The following is a 17,887-nucleotide window of genomic DNA, read 5'->3' as shown; positions in this document are numbered from 1 at the left end:
GATCGGTGCAGGCTACGTGTGCAGGGTGCGCTCGGATTCGCCTCGATGCACGGACGGGCTCTCCAGCTGGATCGTGGCGTGCTCGAACGCTATCGGGAAGTGCGTCCTGACGCAGACATGGACCTCTTCGAGGATCCGCAATGCGTGGGCCGATTCGAAGCACTCCTCCCCGACGACGACGTGCGCCGAGATGATCGGCAGATTGCTCCCGATCGCCGAGGCATGCAGGTCATGGACATCCTGGACGTGGTCGAGCGCAAGGATGTGCTCACGCACCTGATCGAGATCCACACCCTTCGGGGTGTACTCCATGAGGATCCGCAGCGTCTCGGCCATGATGCGGAACGCGCGGGGCACGATCAGCGCGGCGATGAACAAGCCGGCCAGTGCATCGGCCTGTTGGAATCCGGTCAGCTGGATCACGATCGCGGCCGTGATCACTCCGAGCGAACCGAGGGCGTCATTGAGGACCTCGAGGAACGCGGCACGCATGTTGAGGCTCGAATCCTTGCCTCCGGCCAAGATTAGGATCGCTGCAATGTTCGCGACCAGCCCGATCACGCCGAAGATGAGCAGCTCTCCCGAGGCGATCTCTGGGGGATCCGTCAGTCGCGAGATGCCCTCAACGGCGGTGTAGGTCCCGACCACGATCAGGAGCGTGGCCTGGGCCAAGGCTGCCAGTACCTCGATGCGAGCAAAACCCCAGGTCCGGCTGCTGCTGGCCGGGCGCAGCATCATGGTCGCCGCGATCAGCGCGACCAGTAGTCCGGAGGCGTCGACGAGGGCGTGCGCCGTGTCCGTGAGCAGGGCAAGACTTCCGGTGACGACACTCCCGACTGCTTGCGCGAGCACGATGACGGAGGTGATGGCGAAGGCGATGGCGAGTCGCGTCCGGGCGGTGCTCGACCCGCTGCCGCCGTGCGAGTGGTCGTGTCCTGAGTTCATCAGAGGTCTCCGTCCTCGAGGTTCTCGTGGTTGCGGTGGTTCTTCAGGGAGAGGGTGGTCCCGGAGGTATCGAGCAGGTCGTCCGCCACCTCGAGCAGGTCGCTCAGTCGGGGCAGATCGGTGAGGGCGAACCAGGATGCGCGGCCTTCGGTACGCGCGGTGACCAGACCGCAGTCGCGCAGGCACGAGAGATGCTTGCTGACGGTCGACTGGGCAAGGTGCATGTGCTCGACAAGGTCGCGAACTCGGTGCTCACCGGTCGAGAGGTGCTGGAGGAGAGCCAAGCGTGTGGGTTCGGCGAGAGCATGGAAGAGCGCGGCATGGCTGTCTGCCACCTCGAACTGCGGCTCGGCCGGGATCGCATCAATCGTCATATGGCGATGATATCGCCGTGTGGGGTTCTGTAAAGGGGTGGGACTGGACGAGTCGATCCTGGGAGATGAGCGAAGGGGTCGCTGGTGGCACGTCGCTACACTCGATGCGCCCCGGTCATGGGGACAAACCGGCCCGCACGAGGGGTCACCCGAGGAGGAGACGTTCATGACGGCGGACACGACGGCTGCTCGCGGAACCACCGGGACGGCGGTGCGGATCATGCTGGCCAGCCTGTTCGGGCTGCTCGCCGCCGTACTGATGCCACTGGTGGTGCCCGCATTGTTGCCCGCGGCGTCGGCGCACGACACCTTGACCTCTTCGAACCCGGCAGCAGGCGAAAGCCTCGAGCAGGCTCCCGAGGCGCTCGAGCTCACCTACAGCGATGAGGTTCTCAACCTCTCTCCGGCCGTGCGACTGACCACCTCCGCCGGCGAGGAGATCTTCACCGGGACACCCGCCGTGTCCGGCAACACGGCCACGATCGACCTGCCGCCGCTGCCCGCCGATGACTATCAGGTCTTGTGGCGTGTCGTCTCCTCGGACGGCCACCCGATCGAAGGCACGGTCGACTTCACCGTCACAGTCGGTGCCGAGCCCACGGCCACAGCGGACTCCGAATCGGAGGAGCCGAAGGAGAGCGAGGAGCCGACCGCCGGGACGGACGAACCGAGCACGGAAGACACCGCTGCCGAACCGGCAGAGGCTCAACAGAGCGAGGGCGGCCTTCCTCTCGGTATGATCCTCGGCGGCCTCGCTCTGCTCCTACTGCTCGCCGCGATCGGTGCGATCATCGTCCGCCTGCGCCGCAGCCCCGGTGACAACACCGACTGACCATCACGAACCCGATCAGGACAACGCATCACGGCACGCCGCGGCGAGCAACAGAACCCGGCTCAGTACCGCGCTGAGGCGGAACGACCTACGGAGAGTCCTTCGCTGCTCCGTCGCGATCGCGAGATGACCGCGCCGTGCAGGACTGCCAGCGTCAGAACCAGCGCAAGCAGGACCCAGCCACCAAGCCTTTGATCTCCGAACGCATCGGGGCCCCAGGTCCGCCCCATGACTGCGAACCAGTCGGGCTCCACGACCGGGAGCGCCAGCACCAGCAGAAGCGCCAGCCCAGCAAGAAAGCCGGCCCCCACAACCAGGGCCACCCAGCGCTCCCGCCCAGCGACCATGCCACCACCCAGCGCCCTACCCTGGAATGGCAGCGACACAGCAGCACCGGCCACCACAGCGGCAGTAAGCACGACCAGTCGGCCGGGCGCGGTATGCAACCCCGCGCCGAGCGCCGGGGTCAGGTAGATCGCTGCAAATCCCGCCGCGCCGAGCAGCGCCAACACCGCCGGGTGAGCGAGCCACCGACCCGCACGGGAGCGAGGCTTCCAGTCGACGAGCTCGCGCAGTCCCGCCGAACCGTCCGACCGAGGAGCGATCCGATCCCGCACGAGATCACCGAAACGCCCGGCAACCAGTAGAGGCACTGCCACCAGAGCAAGCAGCGCGTGCTGGCTCAGGTGCACGGAGAACTGCACCGGCGCGTACACGCCCGGTGCCCCGTTCGTCACCCAAAAGATGACCACGCATCCCGCTACCCACGCCGAAGTCCTGGCCACGGGCCAGCGTCGCCCGCCAGTGCCCGTCAACGGGCGGCGCAGGTGCACCCAGAGGTAGATGACCGCGAGACCGAGGGCGAGTGCCATTCCGGCGACGTCCACACGCCAGGTCGTCAGCAGCGTCGCCAGCTCAGGCGGAGCAGGCAGTGGATAGTCGGTCAGCGCCTCAGCCGTCGAGGTGACCGGCTCAGGCTCGTCCGGCACCGGAGGCGCCGTGTTCGACAGTGCGGCAGCGAGTCCGGTCGCCGCCGCGATCAGGAAGACTTCCCCCGCGGCGAGCCACAGGAAGTCTCTCCGGCGATCCGAGTCCCGCAGCCGGCCCAGTACCCGTCGGCGCTGCCACCAGCCAGCGCCACCCAGCAGCACCAGCAACACCGTCTTCAGCACGAGCATCCACCCGTACGCGGTGGTCACAAGGTCCAGAGGCGCGGAGAGCCGGACCAGGGCAGAGGCGATACCGCTGGCGGCCAACGCCCCATAACAAGCAAGCGCCAGGACGCTGAACCGTTCGGCGACATCCCTCAGTCGTACTCCGAGCCGGCCCGCAACCAGTACGAGCAGCGCGAGCCCACCCAGCCACACTCCGGCAGCCACGAGGTGCACGATCATCGCGCTCGTGGCCGCCTCATGGGAGGTCTGCCCCGAGGCGTGGCCCGTCATCGACTTCGTCACCAACGCCGCGAACACCAGACTCAGCGAGATCAGCAGCCCCGTACGGGACCTCACGACGATCAGCATGGTCGAGGCAGCGGCGACGAACACCGCCCCGGCAAGCTGGTATTGACCGAGCTCAAGCCGTGTGATGTACATCAGGAGATCGGAGCCGAACCGCGGGGAGAAGGGTGCCTGGCCCGCCGCCAAAGCGTAGCCAAGCACCATCCGTACGACCAGCAGCGTTGACCACACCATTCCCAGGCCCATACCGATATCGAGCGTCCGCTCGTACGCTGGATGGAACCGAGACACGGCAGCGTGTTCCTGATCAGCCTCCGACGCGGACGGCTCCGCACGGCGGGGCAGCACGACGAGCGCCAGCACGAGGCACGCCACGGTCGCGGCACCGACCACATCACCGATGGCATCGACGATCGGCAAACCCCACCGCACCACCGGGCCGGCATCGACGAGCTCCATCGAGACCGGTGCTCCCGCCATGGCGGCCGCGATCACCGTCCAGAGCAGAGCCCACGGGGCCGCAGCACCCACGATGAGGATTCTGGTGCGAATCGAGCTCACCAGCTCGCCCCGCATCGAATCCCGGAAACTGCTGCGCCGACAGGCGAGGCGGCCGTCTCGGCGTCGTTGTCTGCCACTCTGTTCGCCGCACGGGAAGCAACCCGGCGCGTACCGATCCTCAACATGCTGCCCAGTCTCCCGTTCACTGTTGCGCCAGCTACTCCACTAGCCCCGGTCAGGCTAGCCATCGACCGGTGCGCGCTGGAACTCAGACGAGCTCACCATGAGCAAGCCCTCCCCGTTGAACGGTGGGAACTCGTCGGGGCTCAGATCCGGACTCCGCTCGGACGATGCCGACGCGACGAAGTGTCCCGGGTCCAGGTTCCGGGACCGATCTATCGAGCCCGGGACCTGTGTTTGCTTTAGCTGAGTCAGAGGCCGAAAGCTCCGCCACTGACAAGGATGACGATGCCGAGACCGATAAGAACGATGGGGAAGAGGATGTGCTCCCAGCGTTCGAGGACTTCGGCAATCGGTGGGCGAGTGGCGACGAACTTTGCCAGGGCCACCAGGACCGCGACGAGGGCGAGGAAGACGATGCAGTAGGCGACTACGGCGAGAGGTTCCACGCTGAGGAAGACAGGGGTGTACACGCCGATGTTGTCGCCGCCGTTGGCGAGGGTGACGCCTGCGACTGTCCACACGCCGACCTTTTTGCCGGCGACCTTGGCCTCGTCGTCGTCATCGTCGTCGTCTCCGCGCCAGGCCTGCCACGCGGCCCACAGGCCGAGGCCCAGAGGGATGAGGCCGAAGTACGGGATGGCTGCCGAGGGCAGGAACGCTCCGGCGCCGATGGTCACCAGGACCGCGGCACCGAGGATGCCGGCGAACCCGAGGTATTGGCCGACCAGAATGCGGGCGGTGGTGCCGCGCTGGCCTGCCCCTCGAGCGAAGAAGAGGGAGAGCACGATGATGTCGTCGATGTTGGTCGCTGCGAACAGGCCCATCGCCTGTAAGACCGAGGTGAGGATCATGCGCCCTCCCCAGCTGCGTCGCATCCGGGAAGCGAGCAGGCAGGGTCGATGCACGGGGCGTCTTCGTCCACTGCCAGGGTGGCATCGACCAGTGCCGTCAGGGCCTGCGCCAGGTGCGAATCGGCGATCTCATATCGTGTCCGGCGACCTTCGGGCTCGGAGACGACGATCCCGCAATCGCGCAGGCATGCCAGGTGGTTGGACACGTTCGGGCGTGTCAGGTCCAGATCTCGGGCCAGTTCCGCCGGGTAAGCGGGATGGTCGAGCAGGGTCAGGATGATCCGGGATCGAGTGGGGTCGGCCAGTGCGCGACCCAGGCGGTTCATCACGTCGAGACGCGAAGCAATAGTCAGCATGCACTTAACTATACAGCATGCACTGAACACTCCGTCCCAGGCGTCAGGCCAGATCTCATGCCCGTAAGGGGAGACTGCCGGGGGAGAGATTCATTCGGCTGAGCATTGTTCTCAGGGTTCTGCGTCAGTGCCGGATGAGGCGCGGGCCCGGGACGCACCTCACGGTCGATGCCTACTACGTGAGTCCGTGGCGCGCCGAAGCCTCGAGTTCTATATAGCTAAGTTGAAGCTTCGAGGCTATCGTCGTGCCATGTCCGTCGATGAGCTGTCTGCGAGTGCCCAGAACTATCTGAAGGCGATCTGGGGGTTGTCCGAGTGGAGTGACGAGCCAGTGACGTTGAAGCTCATCGCGCAGCGGACCGGTGTTGCCCTGTCGTCCGCTTCGGATGCGGTGCGGAAACTGACTGAGCAGGGTCTTCTGTCTCACGCGAGGTATGGCTCGGTCGAGTTGACGGAGGTCGGTCGTTCGTACGCGCTGGTGATGGTGCGGCGGCATCGCTTGATCGAGACGTTTCTGGTGGAGACCCTCGGGTATCGGTGGGACGAGGTCCACGAGGAGGCCGAGCAGCTCGAGCACGCCGTCTCGGACTTGATGGTGGAGAGGATCGATGACGTTCTGGGTCGCCCCCGGCGTGACCCGCACGGTGATCCAATCCCTGCAGCGGACGGAACAGTGACCGTGCCTGATGCGCGGCGTCTCACCGACGTCGGAGCGGAGGGCAGGTTTGTGGTCGAGCGGATCTCGGACACGGACCCGGCGATGTTGCAGTTCTTCGAGTCCCAGGGCATCGGAGTCGGGGCCACGCTTGTGGTCGCGGCGGGAGCGCCGTTCTCCGATGCGCTGGAAGTTCGTTCTGGAGAAGTGGGCTCGCCAACGTTGCTGGGACGCTCTGCGACAGATGCCCTCTACGTCTCTGCGGGGCCTACCTGATCCTCACGCCGGCGAGCCGTATCGCGTCGATACCGGCGAGCTCCGACCTTCTTGCTGAGCAGGCCGTGCTTGGGACTGATGAGGTAGACGAGTGCGAAGGCGCATCCCTGGGTGAGGACGACGAGGCCGCCGGGTGAGGCGTCGACCCAGTAGCTGATGTAGATCCCGACCACGGAACAGAGTGACGAGAGGGCCGGCGCGATCACGAGCATCCGCCCGAAGCGGTCGGTGAGCAGATAGGCCGTCGCTCCGGGAATGATGAGCATCGCGACGACGAGCACCACTCCCACGACCTGGAGAGCGGCAACTGCGGTCAGCGCCAGAAGACCCAGCAGCAGCGCGCCGAGGAATCGGGGAGACAGGCCGATCGCGTGGGCGTGTGTCGGGTCGAAGGCGTAGAGCGTGAGGTCGCGGCGTTTGAACACCAGGGTGACAAGAGCCACGGTAGCCAGGATCGCGATCTGGACGAGGTCTGCGCGGGAGACGCCGAGGATGTTGCCGAAGATGATGTGGTTGAGGTCGGTCTGGCTGGGTGTGACCGAGATCAGAACCAGCCCGAGGGCGAAGAGAGTGGTGAAGACGATGCCGATGGCGGCGTCCTCCTTCACGCGGCTCGTCCCGCGGACGAGCCCGATCATGCCGACCGCCAGGAACCCGAAGACGACCGCGCCGATGGCGAACGGGACACCGAGGATGTAGGCAATGACGACTCCGGGGAGGACGGCGTGAGAGACGGCGTCCCCCATGAGCGACCAGCCGATGAGCACCAGCCAGCACGACAGCAGTGCGCACACCACGGCAGCGATCACGGTCGTGACGAGCGCACGGGTCATGAAGTCGTAGGAGAGCGGCTCGAGGAGCCAGTCGAGCGGGGTCATGCGGCACCCTCCTGCTGCAGAACGTCCAGGCCGAAGGCGAGAGCGAGCCTCTCGGGTGTGAGGGCCTCTTTCACCGGGCCGTGGAAGAGGATGGTTCGCAGCAGCAGCACGGCGTCGTCGGCGAGCTGCGGCAGAGCATGGAGGTCGTGGGTGGAGACCAGGACGGTACGGCCGTCGTCAGCGAGTGCGCGGAGAAGATCGACGATGGTGGCTTCGCTGCGCTTGTCCACGCCGGCGAAGGGCTCATCCAGCAGCATGATCCGTGCGTCCTGGGCGATCCCGCGGGCGACGAAGGCGCGCTTCTTCTGCCCGCCGGAGAGCTGGCCGATCTGTCGATCGGCGTACTCCGTGAGCTCCACCCTCTCCAAGGCTTCGTCCACAGCGATGCGGTCAGCGGGCCGAACTCGGCGCGTGGCGCCCTGGTGGCCGTACCTTCCCATCATCACGACGTCTCGGACAGAGACGGGGAAAGCCCAGTCGACGTCCTCGCTCTGGGGGACGTAGCCGACGAGTCCTCGCCGCCTGGCCGGCGCCGGCTGCGCGCCATTCAGCAGGACGCTGCCTGCGTCAGGCCGGACCATGCCGGTGATCGCCTTGAACAAGGTGGACTTCCCGGAGCCGTTCATTCCGATCAACCCCGTCACCGCACCCGCCCGCACCGCAACAGATACGTCGTCGAGGGCGAGTACATCGCCGTAGCGGACGGTGACACCTTTGACATCGATCGCCGCTGTCGTCATGAGTCCTCTCCGGTGAGTCCCGCAGCGATGGTGTCCGCATCGTGGCGGATCAGATCCAGGTACGTGGGCACCGGGCCGCCTTCCTCGGAGAGCGAGTCCACGAACAGCGTTCCTCCGAAGCGTGCATTCGTAGCACCCACAACCTGCTGCATGGGGTCGTCGGAGACCGTCGACTCGCAGAACACGGCGGGGACCTCGTTCTCGTCGACGAACTCGATCGCGGAGGTGATCTGCTGCGGGGTCGCCTGCTGCTCGGCGTTGACGGGCCAGATGTACTTCTCGGTCAGCCCGGCATCTCGGGCGAGGTAGGAGAATGCGCCCTCGCAGGTCACCAGCGCTCTCTGGCTGGTCGGAAGACTTTCGAGCTCGCCCGTCAGGTCATCTTGGACCTGCTGGAGCTGCTGCTTGTAGGTCTCCCCGTTCCTCTCGTAGTCCTCAGCGTGTTCCGGGTCGAGATCGCTGAACGCCGCGACCATGTTGTCGACGTACACCTGCACGTTCTTCGGGCTCATCCAGGCGTGCGGGTTGGGCTTGCCCGCGTAGGCGTCCCCCGCGATGTCGATGGGATCGATCCCCTCCGAGACCACGACATGAGGCACATCGACTTCCTCGACGAACTGGCCGAACCACACCTCCAGGTTCAAGCCGTTGTCCAGGATCAGGTCGGCATCCGAGGCCTTCCGGATGTCTCCCGGCGTCGGCTCGTACCCGTGGATCTCCGCGCCAGGCTTCGTGATCGACTCGACCACGAGGTGGTCGCCCGCAACATTCTCCGCGATGTCCTCCAGCACGGTGAACGTCGTCAACACCACCGGCTTCTCTCCGTCGTCGGCAGCATCCGGCCTGGCTCCAGCGGAGCAGCCGGTGAGCACCAGCGCCGCACTCGCAACGACTGCGCCGAGCGCAGCCTTCCATCGTCCTCGCATGTGCATCGGCGACCTCTCTTCGTTCACGGCCACAGGCGTGGCCACTTCCGGACCCTCAAATCGTATGGTTCGGTATGCCGAAGTTACAAACCCGGCGTGGCGTATGGTCGAGGGCTGCCAGGACTGATATCACTACATGTGTCACCCCCGCGGAGTGCAGACCCAACATCTAGTAGTTCGAGGTCAGTCGGATGGGACGACGACGAAGGAGGGATCGATGACGGCAGGCATCGAGCGCGCAGCACCGGGACTCGGAACACGTGACCTGACGCCACAGGAGTCAGCAGATCTCGTGTTCTTCTCCAGCGTCTCCGAGAACACGCTGCGCTTCGTGGAGAGGCTGGGGCGGCCTGCGGTGCGGATCCCGCTCCGCCCCCGTGTCGAGGGGATGGTCCGCGTGTGCCGCCCCTTCGTTCTGGTGGTCCCCACCTACGGCGGCGGCGAGCAGGCCGGGGCCGTGCCGAAGCAGGTCATCGCCTTCCTCAACGATCCCGCCAACCGTGCGCTGCTGCGCGGGGTGATCACCGCAGGCAACACCAACTTCGGCGAGCACTACTGCCTCGCCGGCCCAGTCATCTCCCGAAAGTGCGGTGTCCCAGAGCTCTATCGCTTCGAACTCCTGGGCACCCAGCGCGATATTGAGTGCGTGAACGAAGGGCTCGACCTGTTCTGGCAACGGACAGCCACGACGAACGACAAGAACAACGAACAGAGGAGAACAGCATGACCGCCACAACAGCCGTAGAAGGCTCCATCACCCCTCCAGCATACCGACACGACCCCAGCGCACCGCTGCGTCCGATCAACTGGAACCGCGTGAGCGACGAGAAGGACCTCGAGATCTGGAACCGCCTGACCGCGAACTTCTGGCTGCCCGAGAAGGTGCCCCTGTCCAACGACCACCAGGCCTGGCAAGCACTCGCGCCCCATGAACGAACCCTCACCATGCGAGTCTTCACCGGCCTTACCATGCTCGACACCGTGCAGGCCACCGTCGGGGAGATCTGCCAGATCCAGGACGCCCGCACAGAGCACGAGGAAGCCGTCTACACCAACATCGCCTTCATGCAGTCCGTCCACGCCCGCTCGTACTCCTCGGTGTTCTCGACCCTGACCAGTACCCGAGAGATCGATGAGGCCTACCGCTGGGCGATCGGAAACGACCTGCTTCAAGCGCGATGCAAGAAGGTGCTCCAGTACTACTACGGGCCCGACCCGTTAAAGCGGAAGGTGTCCTCCACCCTGCTCTCCAGCCTTCTGCTCTACGCCGGCTTCTACCTGCCGCTGCACTTCTCCGTGCACGCCACCCTGACCAACACCGCCGACATGATCCGACTCATCCTGCGCGACAAGGCCGTGCACGGCTACTACTCGGGCTACAAGTACCAGCGCGGCCTCGATGCTCACCCCAACCGCCGCGACGAGATGAAGGAGTTCACGTACACCCTGCTCGAAGAGCTCTACGACCTCGAGCTCGACTACTCAGGCGAGCTCTACGAACCCCTCGGCCTGATGGGCGACGTCGCCGCCTTCGTGCGCTACAACGCGAACAAATCCCTCATGAACCTCGGCTACCCGGCACGGTTCACCGCCGAGGAGACGTCAGTCAGCCCAGAGATCCTCGCCGCCCTCGCCCCCAGCGCCGACGAGAACCACGACTTCTTCAGCGGAAGCGGATCGTCGTACATCATCGGCAAGGCCGAGCACACCAGCGACGACGACTGGGACTTCTAGGCACGCAGACTCACCTGTCGGACGCGAAGCGGTACCGCGCATGCCCCGGATCGCTACGACCCGGGGCAAGCACTCAGCGCAGACCGTGCTGCGACAGACCTGAACCCGTCCGCAGGTCTGCCGCAACGGCTCGCCTGGCCACTCGCACTCAGATAGTGCGCCAGTGTGAACTGTCTGCACATAGAGGCCGCTGCGGATCTGACAGCAGTGCTGACAGCAACGCGCTGGTGTCTGGTCGGTTCGCTCGAGTCGCGCCGGGGCCATGACCTGTGAAAACGTGGTCGTTCGCGCGTGTCCAGACGGACTTTTAATCCGCGGGTCGAGGGGTCGATCCCCTCCGGGCCCACCCTGGTCGAAGCCTGTCGTCGGCGACATGGCTGCGTCCTGTGGGGAGTCGACGGGAACTTGGTCGCACACCCGGCCCGTATGGCGGGGAGTGCCTGCCGGCTGCGTCCGCAGGACGAGCAGGGTGTACACGGTGCGAGAACCATGTCGGCGACCCATCGGTGTTGAAGCGCGGTCTCCCCTGCGCGAGTGCCCAGGCGGAGGCGCTGGTAGGCGCCGCTCTATTGACGGGTCCGGCATCCGGGGCAAGGAGCCGAGCGCCGCGTTCTCAGAGGTGGGCGGCAGCGGCCGGGCCGATGGGGCCAGTGCCGATGACGACCAGGGAGGCGAGTTCGATGCGGTGGCGAGGTCGGGCCGTGTCGCTGCGGACGCCGTCAGTTCGCGGTAGGGGCGAGGTCGTTCATCAGTGCGCGGACGTGGGCGTCGATGTCGTCTCGCACCAGGCGCATGCGCTCCATCCCTTCGATGCCCCGCTGGGAGGGCTCATCGGTGTGCCAGGTGGTGACCGGCGCGGTCATTCCCTCAACGGGTTCAATGACGGCTTCGCCGCCGATGACGATCACGTGATCGACGCTGCGCAGCAGCTCGGGGGTCACCGGCTGCGGGACAGCGCAGGACATGTCCGCGCCGACCTCGGCGATCGCCTCCGCGGACTGGGCATTGATGGCGGTGCCGGGGCGGGTGCCGGCGGAGTGCACCTCGACGGCATCTCCGGCGTGATGGCGCATGAGGGCGGCCGCCATCTGTGACTTACCGCCGTTCTTCACGCACACGAACAGGACTGCGGGGCGTTTCGCGGTCATGATGACTCGACCTCTCTGCTGGTTCATCGGGTGGGAACGGTCGCGTCGCCGGGGAAGAGCCGGCGGCCCATCGCGAGGGCGACGTAGACGAGGGCGACGAGGACCGGGACCTCGATCAGGGGGCCGACGACACCGGCGAGGGCCTGGCCGGAGGTGACGCCGAAGGTGCCGATGGCGACGGCGATGGCGAGCTCGAAGTTGTTGCCCGAGGCGGTGAACGCGACGGTCGTGGACTTGGCGTAATTCAGGCCGATCGCCCGTCCGAGCAGGAAGGACCCCAGAAACATGACCACGAAGTAGACCAGCAGCGGCAGAGCGATGCGGGCCACGTCTCCCGGGGCGGAGAGGATCGCGTCGCCTTGGAGAGCGAACAGCAGCACGATGGTGAAAAGCAGCCCGTACAGCGCCCACGGGCCGATCTTCGGGAGGAACCGCTCCTCGTACCAGGCCCGACCCTTCGCCTTCTCCCCGAGGATGCGGGTCAGGAAGCCGGCGACCAGGGGGATCCCGAGGAAGATCAGCACGCTGAGGACGATCGCGCCGATCGAGAATTCGGCCGACGTGGTCGGCAGCCCTAGCCACGACGGCAGCGCCTGGAGGTAGAACCAGCCCAGGGCACCGAAGGCGATCACCTGGAAGACGGAGTTGATCGCGACCAGCACGGCGGCAGCTTCGCGGTCGCCGCAGGCGAGGTCGTTCCAGATGAGCACCATCGCGATGCAGCGCGCGAGGCCCACGATGATCAGGCCGGTCCGGTACTCCGGCAGGTCGGCAAGGAAGATCCACGCGAGGCCGAACATGAGTGCCGGTCCGACGAGCCAGTTCAGCACCAGGGAGGTCACCAGCAGGCGTCGGTCAGCTCCGATTCTGCGGGTCTCGTCGTAGCGGACCTTCGCCAGGACCGGGTACATCATCACCAGCAGTCCGATCGCGATGGGGAGGGACACGGATCCGATCTTTACCGCCTCCAGGGCGGTGTTCAGGCCGGGGACGAACCGCCCCAGGAGGAGCCCCACGGCCATGGCGGCCAGGATCCATGCCGGGAGCCAGCGATCGAGGAAGGACATCTCCTCCATTACGCGGGGCTGCTCCACGTCCTTGGTGGTCGTACTCATCAGGGCCATGTTCCTTCCATCGACGGTTATCGATGCGTACGCTATGCCCCACATCGATGACTGTCAATGTAAGGTGAGGGCATGTCCACGACGACCGACGCCACAGCCACCGGATTCGCGCTGAGGACCGACTCTGACGAGTGCTGCTCGCTGTCCGCAGGCCCGGTCGACACCGTCGACGCCGAGAGGATCGCCTCCCTGTTCAAGGCGCTGTCCGACCCCACGCGGCTCCGACTCCTCTCCCACGTCGCCGCCCAGGGCTGCGAGTCGGTCTGCGCATGCGATCTCACCGAGCCGCTCGGCGTCAGTCAGCCCACCGTCAGCCACCACATGAAGAAGCTCGTCGACGCCGGCCTGCTCACGCGCGAGCAGAAGGGCCGCTGGGCCCACTACTCCGTCGTCCCGTCCGCCTTTGCCGAACTCCGCGCGTTCCTCGACATCGCCTGAACCTCACCCCCGGTCGGGAGGCTCCCATGACCGCTCGCGCCAGCGTCTTGTTCGTCTGTGTCCACAACGCCGGTCGATCCCAGATGGCAGCCGGGTGGCTGTGGGAGCTCGCCGGGGACCGCATCGAGGTCCGCTCCGCCGGGTCTGCGCTCGCCGACTCGATCAACCCCGCAGCGGTGGAGGCCATGGCGGAGGCTGGCATCGAGATCTCCACTAGAAGCCGAAGATCCTCACCCCCGAATCCGTCCAGGCCTCCGATGTGGTCATCACCATGGGATGCGGCGACGCCTGCCCCTACTACGCCGGCAAGCGGTACGAGGACTGGAGACTCGAGGACCCAGCCGGCAAGGGCGTGGCGGAAGTCCGTCCGGTGCGCGACGAGATCCGTACCCGCATCGAGGAGCTCATCGGCAGCTTGCTGTCCCGCGAGCCACTCGATATTCCAGTCCAAGGTTGAGGAAAGCCGAGCGCACGTGTGACTGGGGCTTCTGGAGACACCGTCCCCAAGGAACAGATGCCGACTCGTCTCGAACACCTCTTGACAGCAGCGCTGACAGCGACGCGGTGGTGTCCGTCGCGCTTCGGGTAGCAGTACGAGCCCTCTGACCTGCTTGTACACGCTCTGCGGCCGGTGCTCTGGCGGACTTTCAATCCGCGGGTCGAGGGTCGGTCCCCTCCGGGCCTACCGCAGGTCAGAGCCGAGATCGCGTTTCGGTTCTTCGCGCTGAAAGGGACTGATGCACGATCAGGTGTCGGTTGCGTGCGTCTCTAAGCGTGGTGGCATTCCCGGGGTGACGTTGATGCGACACCGGCGCGTCAGCGCCTGAGGATTCGAACTAGCTGATCCTGCGCGGCGGTGCCTCAATGCACCGGCCAGCCGTCCTGCAGCGCTGACCTGCTCCGGGGCCCCGCGCACGTCCCGGCCCGGTGCCCGCTTACCGAACTACAGTGGAAGCGGCCGTCGAACCACGGTCGGCGAGCCAGGACTCTGATCTCGACCGAGGAGTGGATCTCCGTGACCGCACTGCTTGATTCCCGCACCGCCCTGGTGACCGGAGGGACCGTCGGCATCGGCGCAGGCATCGCACGCCAGCTCCGCGACCATGGCGCCCAGGTCATCGTCACCGGCCTCACCGAGGACGAATGCTCCCAGGCAAGGGAGGACGGCTTCACCGCCTACGTGCTCGACGTGCGTGATCGCGCGGCGTGCGACGAGGTGATCGCCCGAGCGGCCGACGAGCTCGGAGGACTCTCCGTGCTGGCCTCCAACGCAGGGGTGTACCCGCAGGCCCGCATCGAGGCGATGACCGACGAGGACATCGATCTGATCTTCGACATCAACGTCAAGGGCACCATTCACGCCGTCCAGGCGGCGATCCCCGCACTGGAGGCATCGGGGCGCGGTCGCATCGTGGTGACCAGTTCGATCACCGGCAACTACACGGGCTTTCCGGCGTGGTCCCACTACGGGGCCACCAAGGCCGCGCAGATGGGGTTTGTGCGCTCCGCCGCGATCGAACTGGCACGCAGGGGCATCACGATCAATGCTGTGCTGCCCGGCAACATCCTGACCCCGGGGCTGAAGGAGCTGGGGCAGGAGTACTTGGACCAGATGGCACGGTCCGTGCCTGCCGGCTACCTTGGTGAGCCGGAGGACATCGGTGCGACCGTCGCCTTCCTCGCCTCGGACGGCGCCCGGTACATCACCGGGCAGGGCATCGTGGTCGATGGCGGACAGATCCTGCCGGAGACCCCGGAGGCACTCGAGGAGATCTGAGCCGTTCGCCGTCGGCCTCCAGGAGTCTTTCGCATCCCTTCCAGTTGGCAGAGACTATGCGGTGGGATGCTTCCCGTAGGGGGAGATCGCCGGTGTCTTGCGAAGAGGCGCCGGCGGTCCACCTCTTTCGCCGTCGCGGCGCATCGTGCGCCGCTGCGCTGTCCATGATAGGGGTAGATCAGGGATGAGGATCACGCGGCCGAGCACGATCAGGACGATCCGACGGGTGAGAGGCACCGCTGCACCAGTGGTCCTGGCATCCTGTGTGGCCCTGGCATTGGCGGGGTGCACAGGCGCGGACACCGGTCCCGCTGCCCCGGACGCATCGCCTGCCTCCTCCGCTTCCGAACCGGCCTCTGAGCCGGCTGCCGTCGCGGCATCGGCGGGCGGGGACTGGTCTGCCACGGCAGCGCAGGTCGCACCGAGCGTGGTCTCGATCTCGGTGCGCACCTCGCAGGGCGGTGGCGCCGGATCCGGCGTGATCATCGACGAGCAGGGCCACGTGGTCACCAACCACCACGTCATCGCCGGGGCCACCGAGGGTGGGCAGATCCTGGTGACGCTCGCTGACGAGCGGGTCTTCGAGGCGTCCGTGCTGGGCAGCGATCAGGCCAGTGACCTCGCGGTCCTGGAGATCGCCGATGCTCCCGCAGACCTGACCCCGATCGAGGTCGCCGATTCCGACGAGCTGGTGGTCGGTGAGCCCGTGATGGCCGTGGGCAACCCGCTGGGACTGTCCGGCACGGTCACCACCGGCATCGTCAGCGCGCTGGATCGTCCCGTGACGGCTGGCAGCGCTGAACCGTCGGCGTCGGGGGCGCAGGAGCCCGTGGTCACCAACGCCATCCAGACCAGCGCCGCGATCAACCCCGGCAACTCCGGGGGCGCCCTGGTCGACGCGAACGGCCAGCTGGTGGGCATCAACTCCTCGATCGCCGCACTCGGCCCCGAATCCGGCAACATCGGCATCGGCTTCGCGATCACCTCACGGCAGATGCGGTCCGTGGTTGACCAGATCCTGGAGACCGGCACCGTCCAGCACGCCTACCTGGGCGTGGGTGTGGGCGACGTGATCGTCGAGGTCGACGGGGCCCAGCGGTGGGCCGCAGGTGTCGCGAACGTGGCACCCGACGGCCCCGCAGCGCAGGCCGGCCTGCAGGAGGGCGATGGCATCCTCGCGATCGACGACGAGGCCGTGGACTCCGCCCTCTCGCTGATCGCGCAGATCCGTGAACGGCCGGTGGGCACCGAGGTCACCCTCGACATCGTCCGCGACGGTGAGGCCCAGGAGGTCACCGTCACCCTCGCCGCGCGGCCCTGAGCAGTGGGCGTCGCGGGTGACTCGGCGGCGGAGCTGACGATGCACGGTCACCCGTCGTGTCGTGCTCGCTCGGGATTACGCTTCGGTAATCGCCGAGGGGAGGACGCCGATGATCCGGTGCCCGTGCTGTGATGGAGGCAGTCGCGGCCCGCGGGGGCAGCCTGCTCGGGGGAGTAGCACCATGATCCAGCCTGTCAGCGTGCCTGCGGGGCGCCCGTTGATCTCCGCGGTCACCGGCACCAACGGGAAGACCAGCGTCGGTACGGCCACCTTGCAGCTGATGCGGGCAGCCGGGTGGAGTGCCGCCGGGTACGACTCCACCGGCATCACCGACGTCGACGGTGTGCTGCACGAGGCGAAGGTGCGGCGCTCGCCCGCCTACCTGCCGGAGCTGATCGACTACCAGGTGCGCCGCGGTGCCCAGGCGATCTCCCTGGAAGCCTTCGTCGGAATCCTGGCGGACGGCCTGTTCGAGCACGTCGAAGTGGATACCGCCGTGTGCACGGGCCTGGAACGGGATCACCTCGACGTGCACGGGGGCGTCGACGGCTACTGGGCCGCCAAGCTGTCACTGTTCGAGAGGCATCTGCGTCCCGACGGGACAGCCGTGCTGGCCACGGACTGTGTGCGCGGCGACATGGTGCGCGAGGCCGCGAGGCGTCGCGGCGCCCGGGTCGTGGAAGTGGGAGAGGGCGGGCACGTGCGACTCACCGACGCTCACGAAACCGATGGACACCTCAGCGGAAAGCTCCATCTGGGCGAGGACCCCTACCCGGTCACGCTTCCCACGGTGCACTCGATCGCAGTGACGAACCTGCTGCTGGCCGCCACCGCCGTGATCGCAGCCGGCGGGTCACCCGAAGCGGTCGTGGCAGGCCTGGAACAGGTGGCCCCGCCGCCGGGCAGACTCGAGATCATTACCCAGTGCGACGGAATCACCGCCATGGTGGACACCGCCCACAATCCCGGAGCCCTGCGCACTGCGCTGACCGCAGTGCGCGAGCGCACCCCGGGGCGAGTGCTGGTCGTGTTCGGCGCGGGCGGTGAGAGGGATCGCGGCAAGCGACAGGAGATGGGAGCGATCGCCGCGCACCTGGCCGACCTGGTGGTGCTGAACGACGACAACCCCCGGCGCGAGCCTCCGCAGCGCATACGGGCCGAGGTGCGCAAGGGATGCCCGGACTGCATCGAGATCCCGCGCCGCACGGATGTGATCCTCGCCGCGCTGGAGATGGCTCGACCCGGCGACACTGTGCTTGTGGCAGGCAAGGGTGATGAGACGGTGCAGCTGGTGGGCACTGGACGCATCCCGCATGATGACCGAGAGGTCATCCGCCAGGCCATGGCGGCCCGCTGAATGCGAGAGCG

The 17,887-nt window shown here is 66.6% G+C and carries 18 protein-coding genes and 1 pseudogene; 9 read left to right on the top strand and 10 right to left on the bottom strand.

Annotated elements, in window-relative coordinates; translation table 11 throughout:
- Positions 1-12 precede the first annotated feature (12 nt).
- Positions 13-945 carry a cation diffusion facilitator family transporter gene (locus M4D54_RS11955; protein WP_193866966.1) on the bottom strand — a complete coding sequence of 311 codons (933 nt, stop codon included), beginning with the start codon at positions 943-945 and terminating at the stop codon, positions 13-15.
- Positions 945-1,319 carry a helix-turn-helix transcriptional regulator gene (locus M4D54_RS11950; protein WP_193866965.1) on the bottom strand — a complete coding sequence of 125 codons (375 nt, stop codon included), beginning with the start codon at positions 1,317-1,319 and terminating at the stop codon, positions 945-947. Before M4D54_RS11950 ends, M4D54_RS11955 begins: the two co-directional genes overlap by 1 nt.
- Before the next feature lie 220 nt (positions 1,320-1,539).
- Here M4D54_RS11950 and M4D54_RS11945 point away from each other — a divergent pair, with 220 nt between their 5' ends.
- Positions 1,540-2,151 (top strand): copper resistance CopC family protein, encoded by a 612-nt coding sequence (locus M4D54_RS11945; protein WP_259792771.1) that lies wholly within the window; start codon positions 1,540-1,542, stop codon positions 2,149-2,151.
- 62 nt (positions 2,152-2,213) lie between these two features.
- On the opposite strand, the gene M4D54_RS11940 is transcribed toward M4D54_RS11945, so the two are convergent.
- The 3 genes from M4D54_RS11940 to M4D54_RS11930 form a co-directional block, all read right to left on the bottom strand.
- Positions 2,214-4,172: a cytochrome c oxidase assembly protein gene (locus M4D54_RS11940; protein WP_193866806.1), complete on the bottom strand. Its 1,959-nt coding sequence runs from the start codon at positions 4,170-4,172 to the stop codon at positions 2,214-2,216.
- A gap of 371 nt (positions 4,173-4,543) precedes the next feature.
- Entirely contained in the window at positions 4,544-5,146 is a 603-nt protein-coding gene (locus M4D54_RS11935; RefSeq protein ID WP_193866805.1) for a cadmium resistance transporter, read from the bottom strand.
- Entirely contained in the window at positions 5,143-5,502 is a 360-nt protein-coding gene (locus M4D54_RS11930; RefSeq protein ID WP_006590980.1) for a helix-turn-helix transcriptional regulator, read from the bottom strand. The genes M4D54_RS11935 and M4D54_RS11930 overlap by 4 nt, the downstream gene beginning before the upstream one ends.
- Positions 5,503-5,752: 250 nt before the next feature.
- Here M4D54_RS11930 and M4D54_RS11925 point away from each other — a divergent pair, with 250 nt between their 5' ends.
- Positions 5,753-6,433 (top strand): metal-dependent transcriptional regulator, encoded by a 681-nt coding sequence (locus M4D54_RS11925; protein WP_102237455.1) that lies wholly within the window; start codon positions 5,753-5,755, stop codon positions 6,431-6,433.
- Here the strand turns inward: M4D54_RS11925 and M4D54_RS11920 are convergent.
- The 3 genes from M4D54_RS11920 to M4D54_RS11910 are packed head-to-tail and all read right to left on the bottom strand — an operon-like array spanning position 6,409 to position 8,977.
- A complete protein-coding gene (locus M4D54_RS11920; protein WP_193866803.1) occupies positions 6,409-7,311 on the bottom strand; it encodes a metal ABC transporter permease in 903 nt (300 codons plus the stop codon). The two genes, M4D54_RS11925 and M4D54_RS11920, sit on opposite strands and share 25 nt — an antisense overlap.
- Positions 7,308-8,051 carry a metal ABC transporter ATP-binding protein gene (locus tag M4D54_RS11915; RefSeq protein ID WP_102237453.1) on the bottom strand — a complete coding sequence of 248 codons (744 nt, stop codon included), beginning with the start codon at positions 8,049-8,051 and terminating at the stop codon, positions 7,308-7,310. Before M4D54_RS11915 ends, M4D54_RS11920 begins: the two co-directional genes overlap by 4 nt.
- Entirely contained in the window at positions 8,048-8,977 is a 930-nt protein-coding gene (locus M4D54_RS11910) for a metal ABC transporter substrate-binding protein (RefSeq protein WP_228020117.1), read from the bottom strand. The genes M4D54_RS11915 and M4D54_RS11910 overlap by 4 nt, the downstream gene beginning before the upstream one ends.
- Positions 8,978-9,194: 217 nt before the next feature.
- On the opposite strand from M4D54_RS11910, the gene nrdI reads away from it, so the two are divergent.
- A complete protein-coding gene (gene nrdI / locus M4D54_RS11905; RefSeq protein WP_106505696.1) occupies positions 9,195-9,704 on the top strand; it encodes a class Ib ribonucleoside-diphosphate reductase assembly flavoprotein NrdI in 510 nt (169 codons plus the stop codon).
- Positions 9,701-10,711 carry a class 1b ribonucleoside-diphosphate reductase subunit beta gene (nrdF, locus tag M4D54_RS11900; RefSeq protein WP_193866802.1) on the top strand — a complete coding sequence of 337 codons (1,011 nt, stop codon included), beginning with the start codon at positions 9,701-9,703 and terminating at the stop codon, positions 10,709-10,711. Before nrdI ends, nrdF begins: the two co-directional genes overlap by 4 nt.
- Positions 10,712-11,430: 719 nt before the next feature.
- On the opposite strand, the gene M4D54_RS11895 is transcribed toward nrdF, so the two are convergent.
- Both M4D54_RS11895 and arsB read right to left on the bottom strand, forming a co-directional pair.
- Positions 11,431-11,859, bottom strand: a complete 429-nt coding sequence (locus M4D54_RS11895) for a low molecular weight phosphatase family protein (protein WP_259891751.1) — start codon at positions 11,857-11,859, stop codon at positions 11,431-11,433.
- 23 nt (positions 11,860-11,882) lie between these two features.
- On the bottom strand, positions 11,883-12,974 hold the full coding sequence (gene arsB / locus M4D54_RS11890) for an ACR3 family arsenite efflux transporter (RefSeq protein WP_311199706.1): 1,092 nt from the start codon (positions 12,972-12,974) through the stop codon (positions 11,883-11,885).
- Between the two features lie 81 nt (positions 12,975-13,055).
- Here arsB and M4D54_RS11885 point away from each other — a divergent pair, with 81 nt between their 5' ends.
- The 5 genes and pseudogenes from M4D54_RS11885 to M4D54_RS11865 all read left to right on the top strand — a co-directional run bounded on the left by M4D54_RS11885 (position 13,056) and on the right by M4D54_RS11865 (position 17,876).
- A complete protein-coding gene (locus M4D54_RS11885; RefSeq protein WP_259891749.1) occupies positions 13,056-13,421 on the top strand; it encodes a helix-turn-helix transcriptional regulator in 366 nt (121 codons plus the stop codon).
- A gap of 26 nt (positions 13,422-13,447) precedes the next feature.
- Positions 13,448-13,878 (top strand): annotated as a pseudogene (locus M4D54_RS11880) (arsenate reductase ArsC).
- Positions 13,879-14,436: 558 nt separating this feature from the next.
- Positions 14,437-15,198 carry a 3-oxoacyl-ACP reductase FabG gene (fabG, locus tag M4D54_RS11875; RefSeq protein WP_259891743.1) on the top strand — a complete coding sequence of 254 codons (762 nt, stop codon included), beginning with the start codon at positions 14,437-14,439 and terminating at the stop codon, positions 15,196-15,198.
- A 184-nt stretch (positions 15,199-15,382) separates the two neighbouring features.
- A complete protein-coding gene (locus M4D54_RS11870) occupies positions 15,383-16,519 on the top strand; it encodes a S1C family serine protease (RefSeq protein WP_228020113.1) in 1,137 nt (378 codons plus the stop codon).
- Positions 16,520-16,700: 181 nt separating this feature from the next.
- Positions 16,701-17,876 (top strand): Mur ligase family protein, encoded by a 1,176-nt coding sequence (locus tag M4D54_RS11865; RefSeq protein WP_193866792.1) that lies wholly within the window; start codon positions 16,701-16,703, stop codon positions 17,874-17,876.
- Positions 17,877-17,887: the final 11 nt, after the last annotated feature.

The organism is Brachybacterium sp. p3-SID1565, assembly GCF_025143785.1.
Lineage (GTDB): Bacteria > Actinomycetota > Actinomycetes > Actinomycetales > Dermabacteraceae > Brachybacterium > Brachybacterium epidermidis.
The sequence above is the reverse complement of the archived record's forward strand: the minus strand, read 5'-3'. Positions and strand labels throughout refer to the sequence as shown.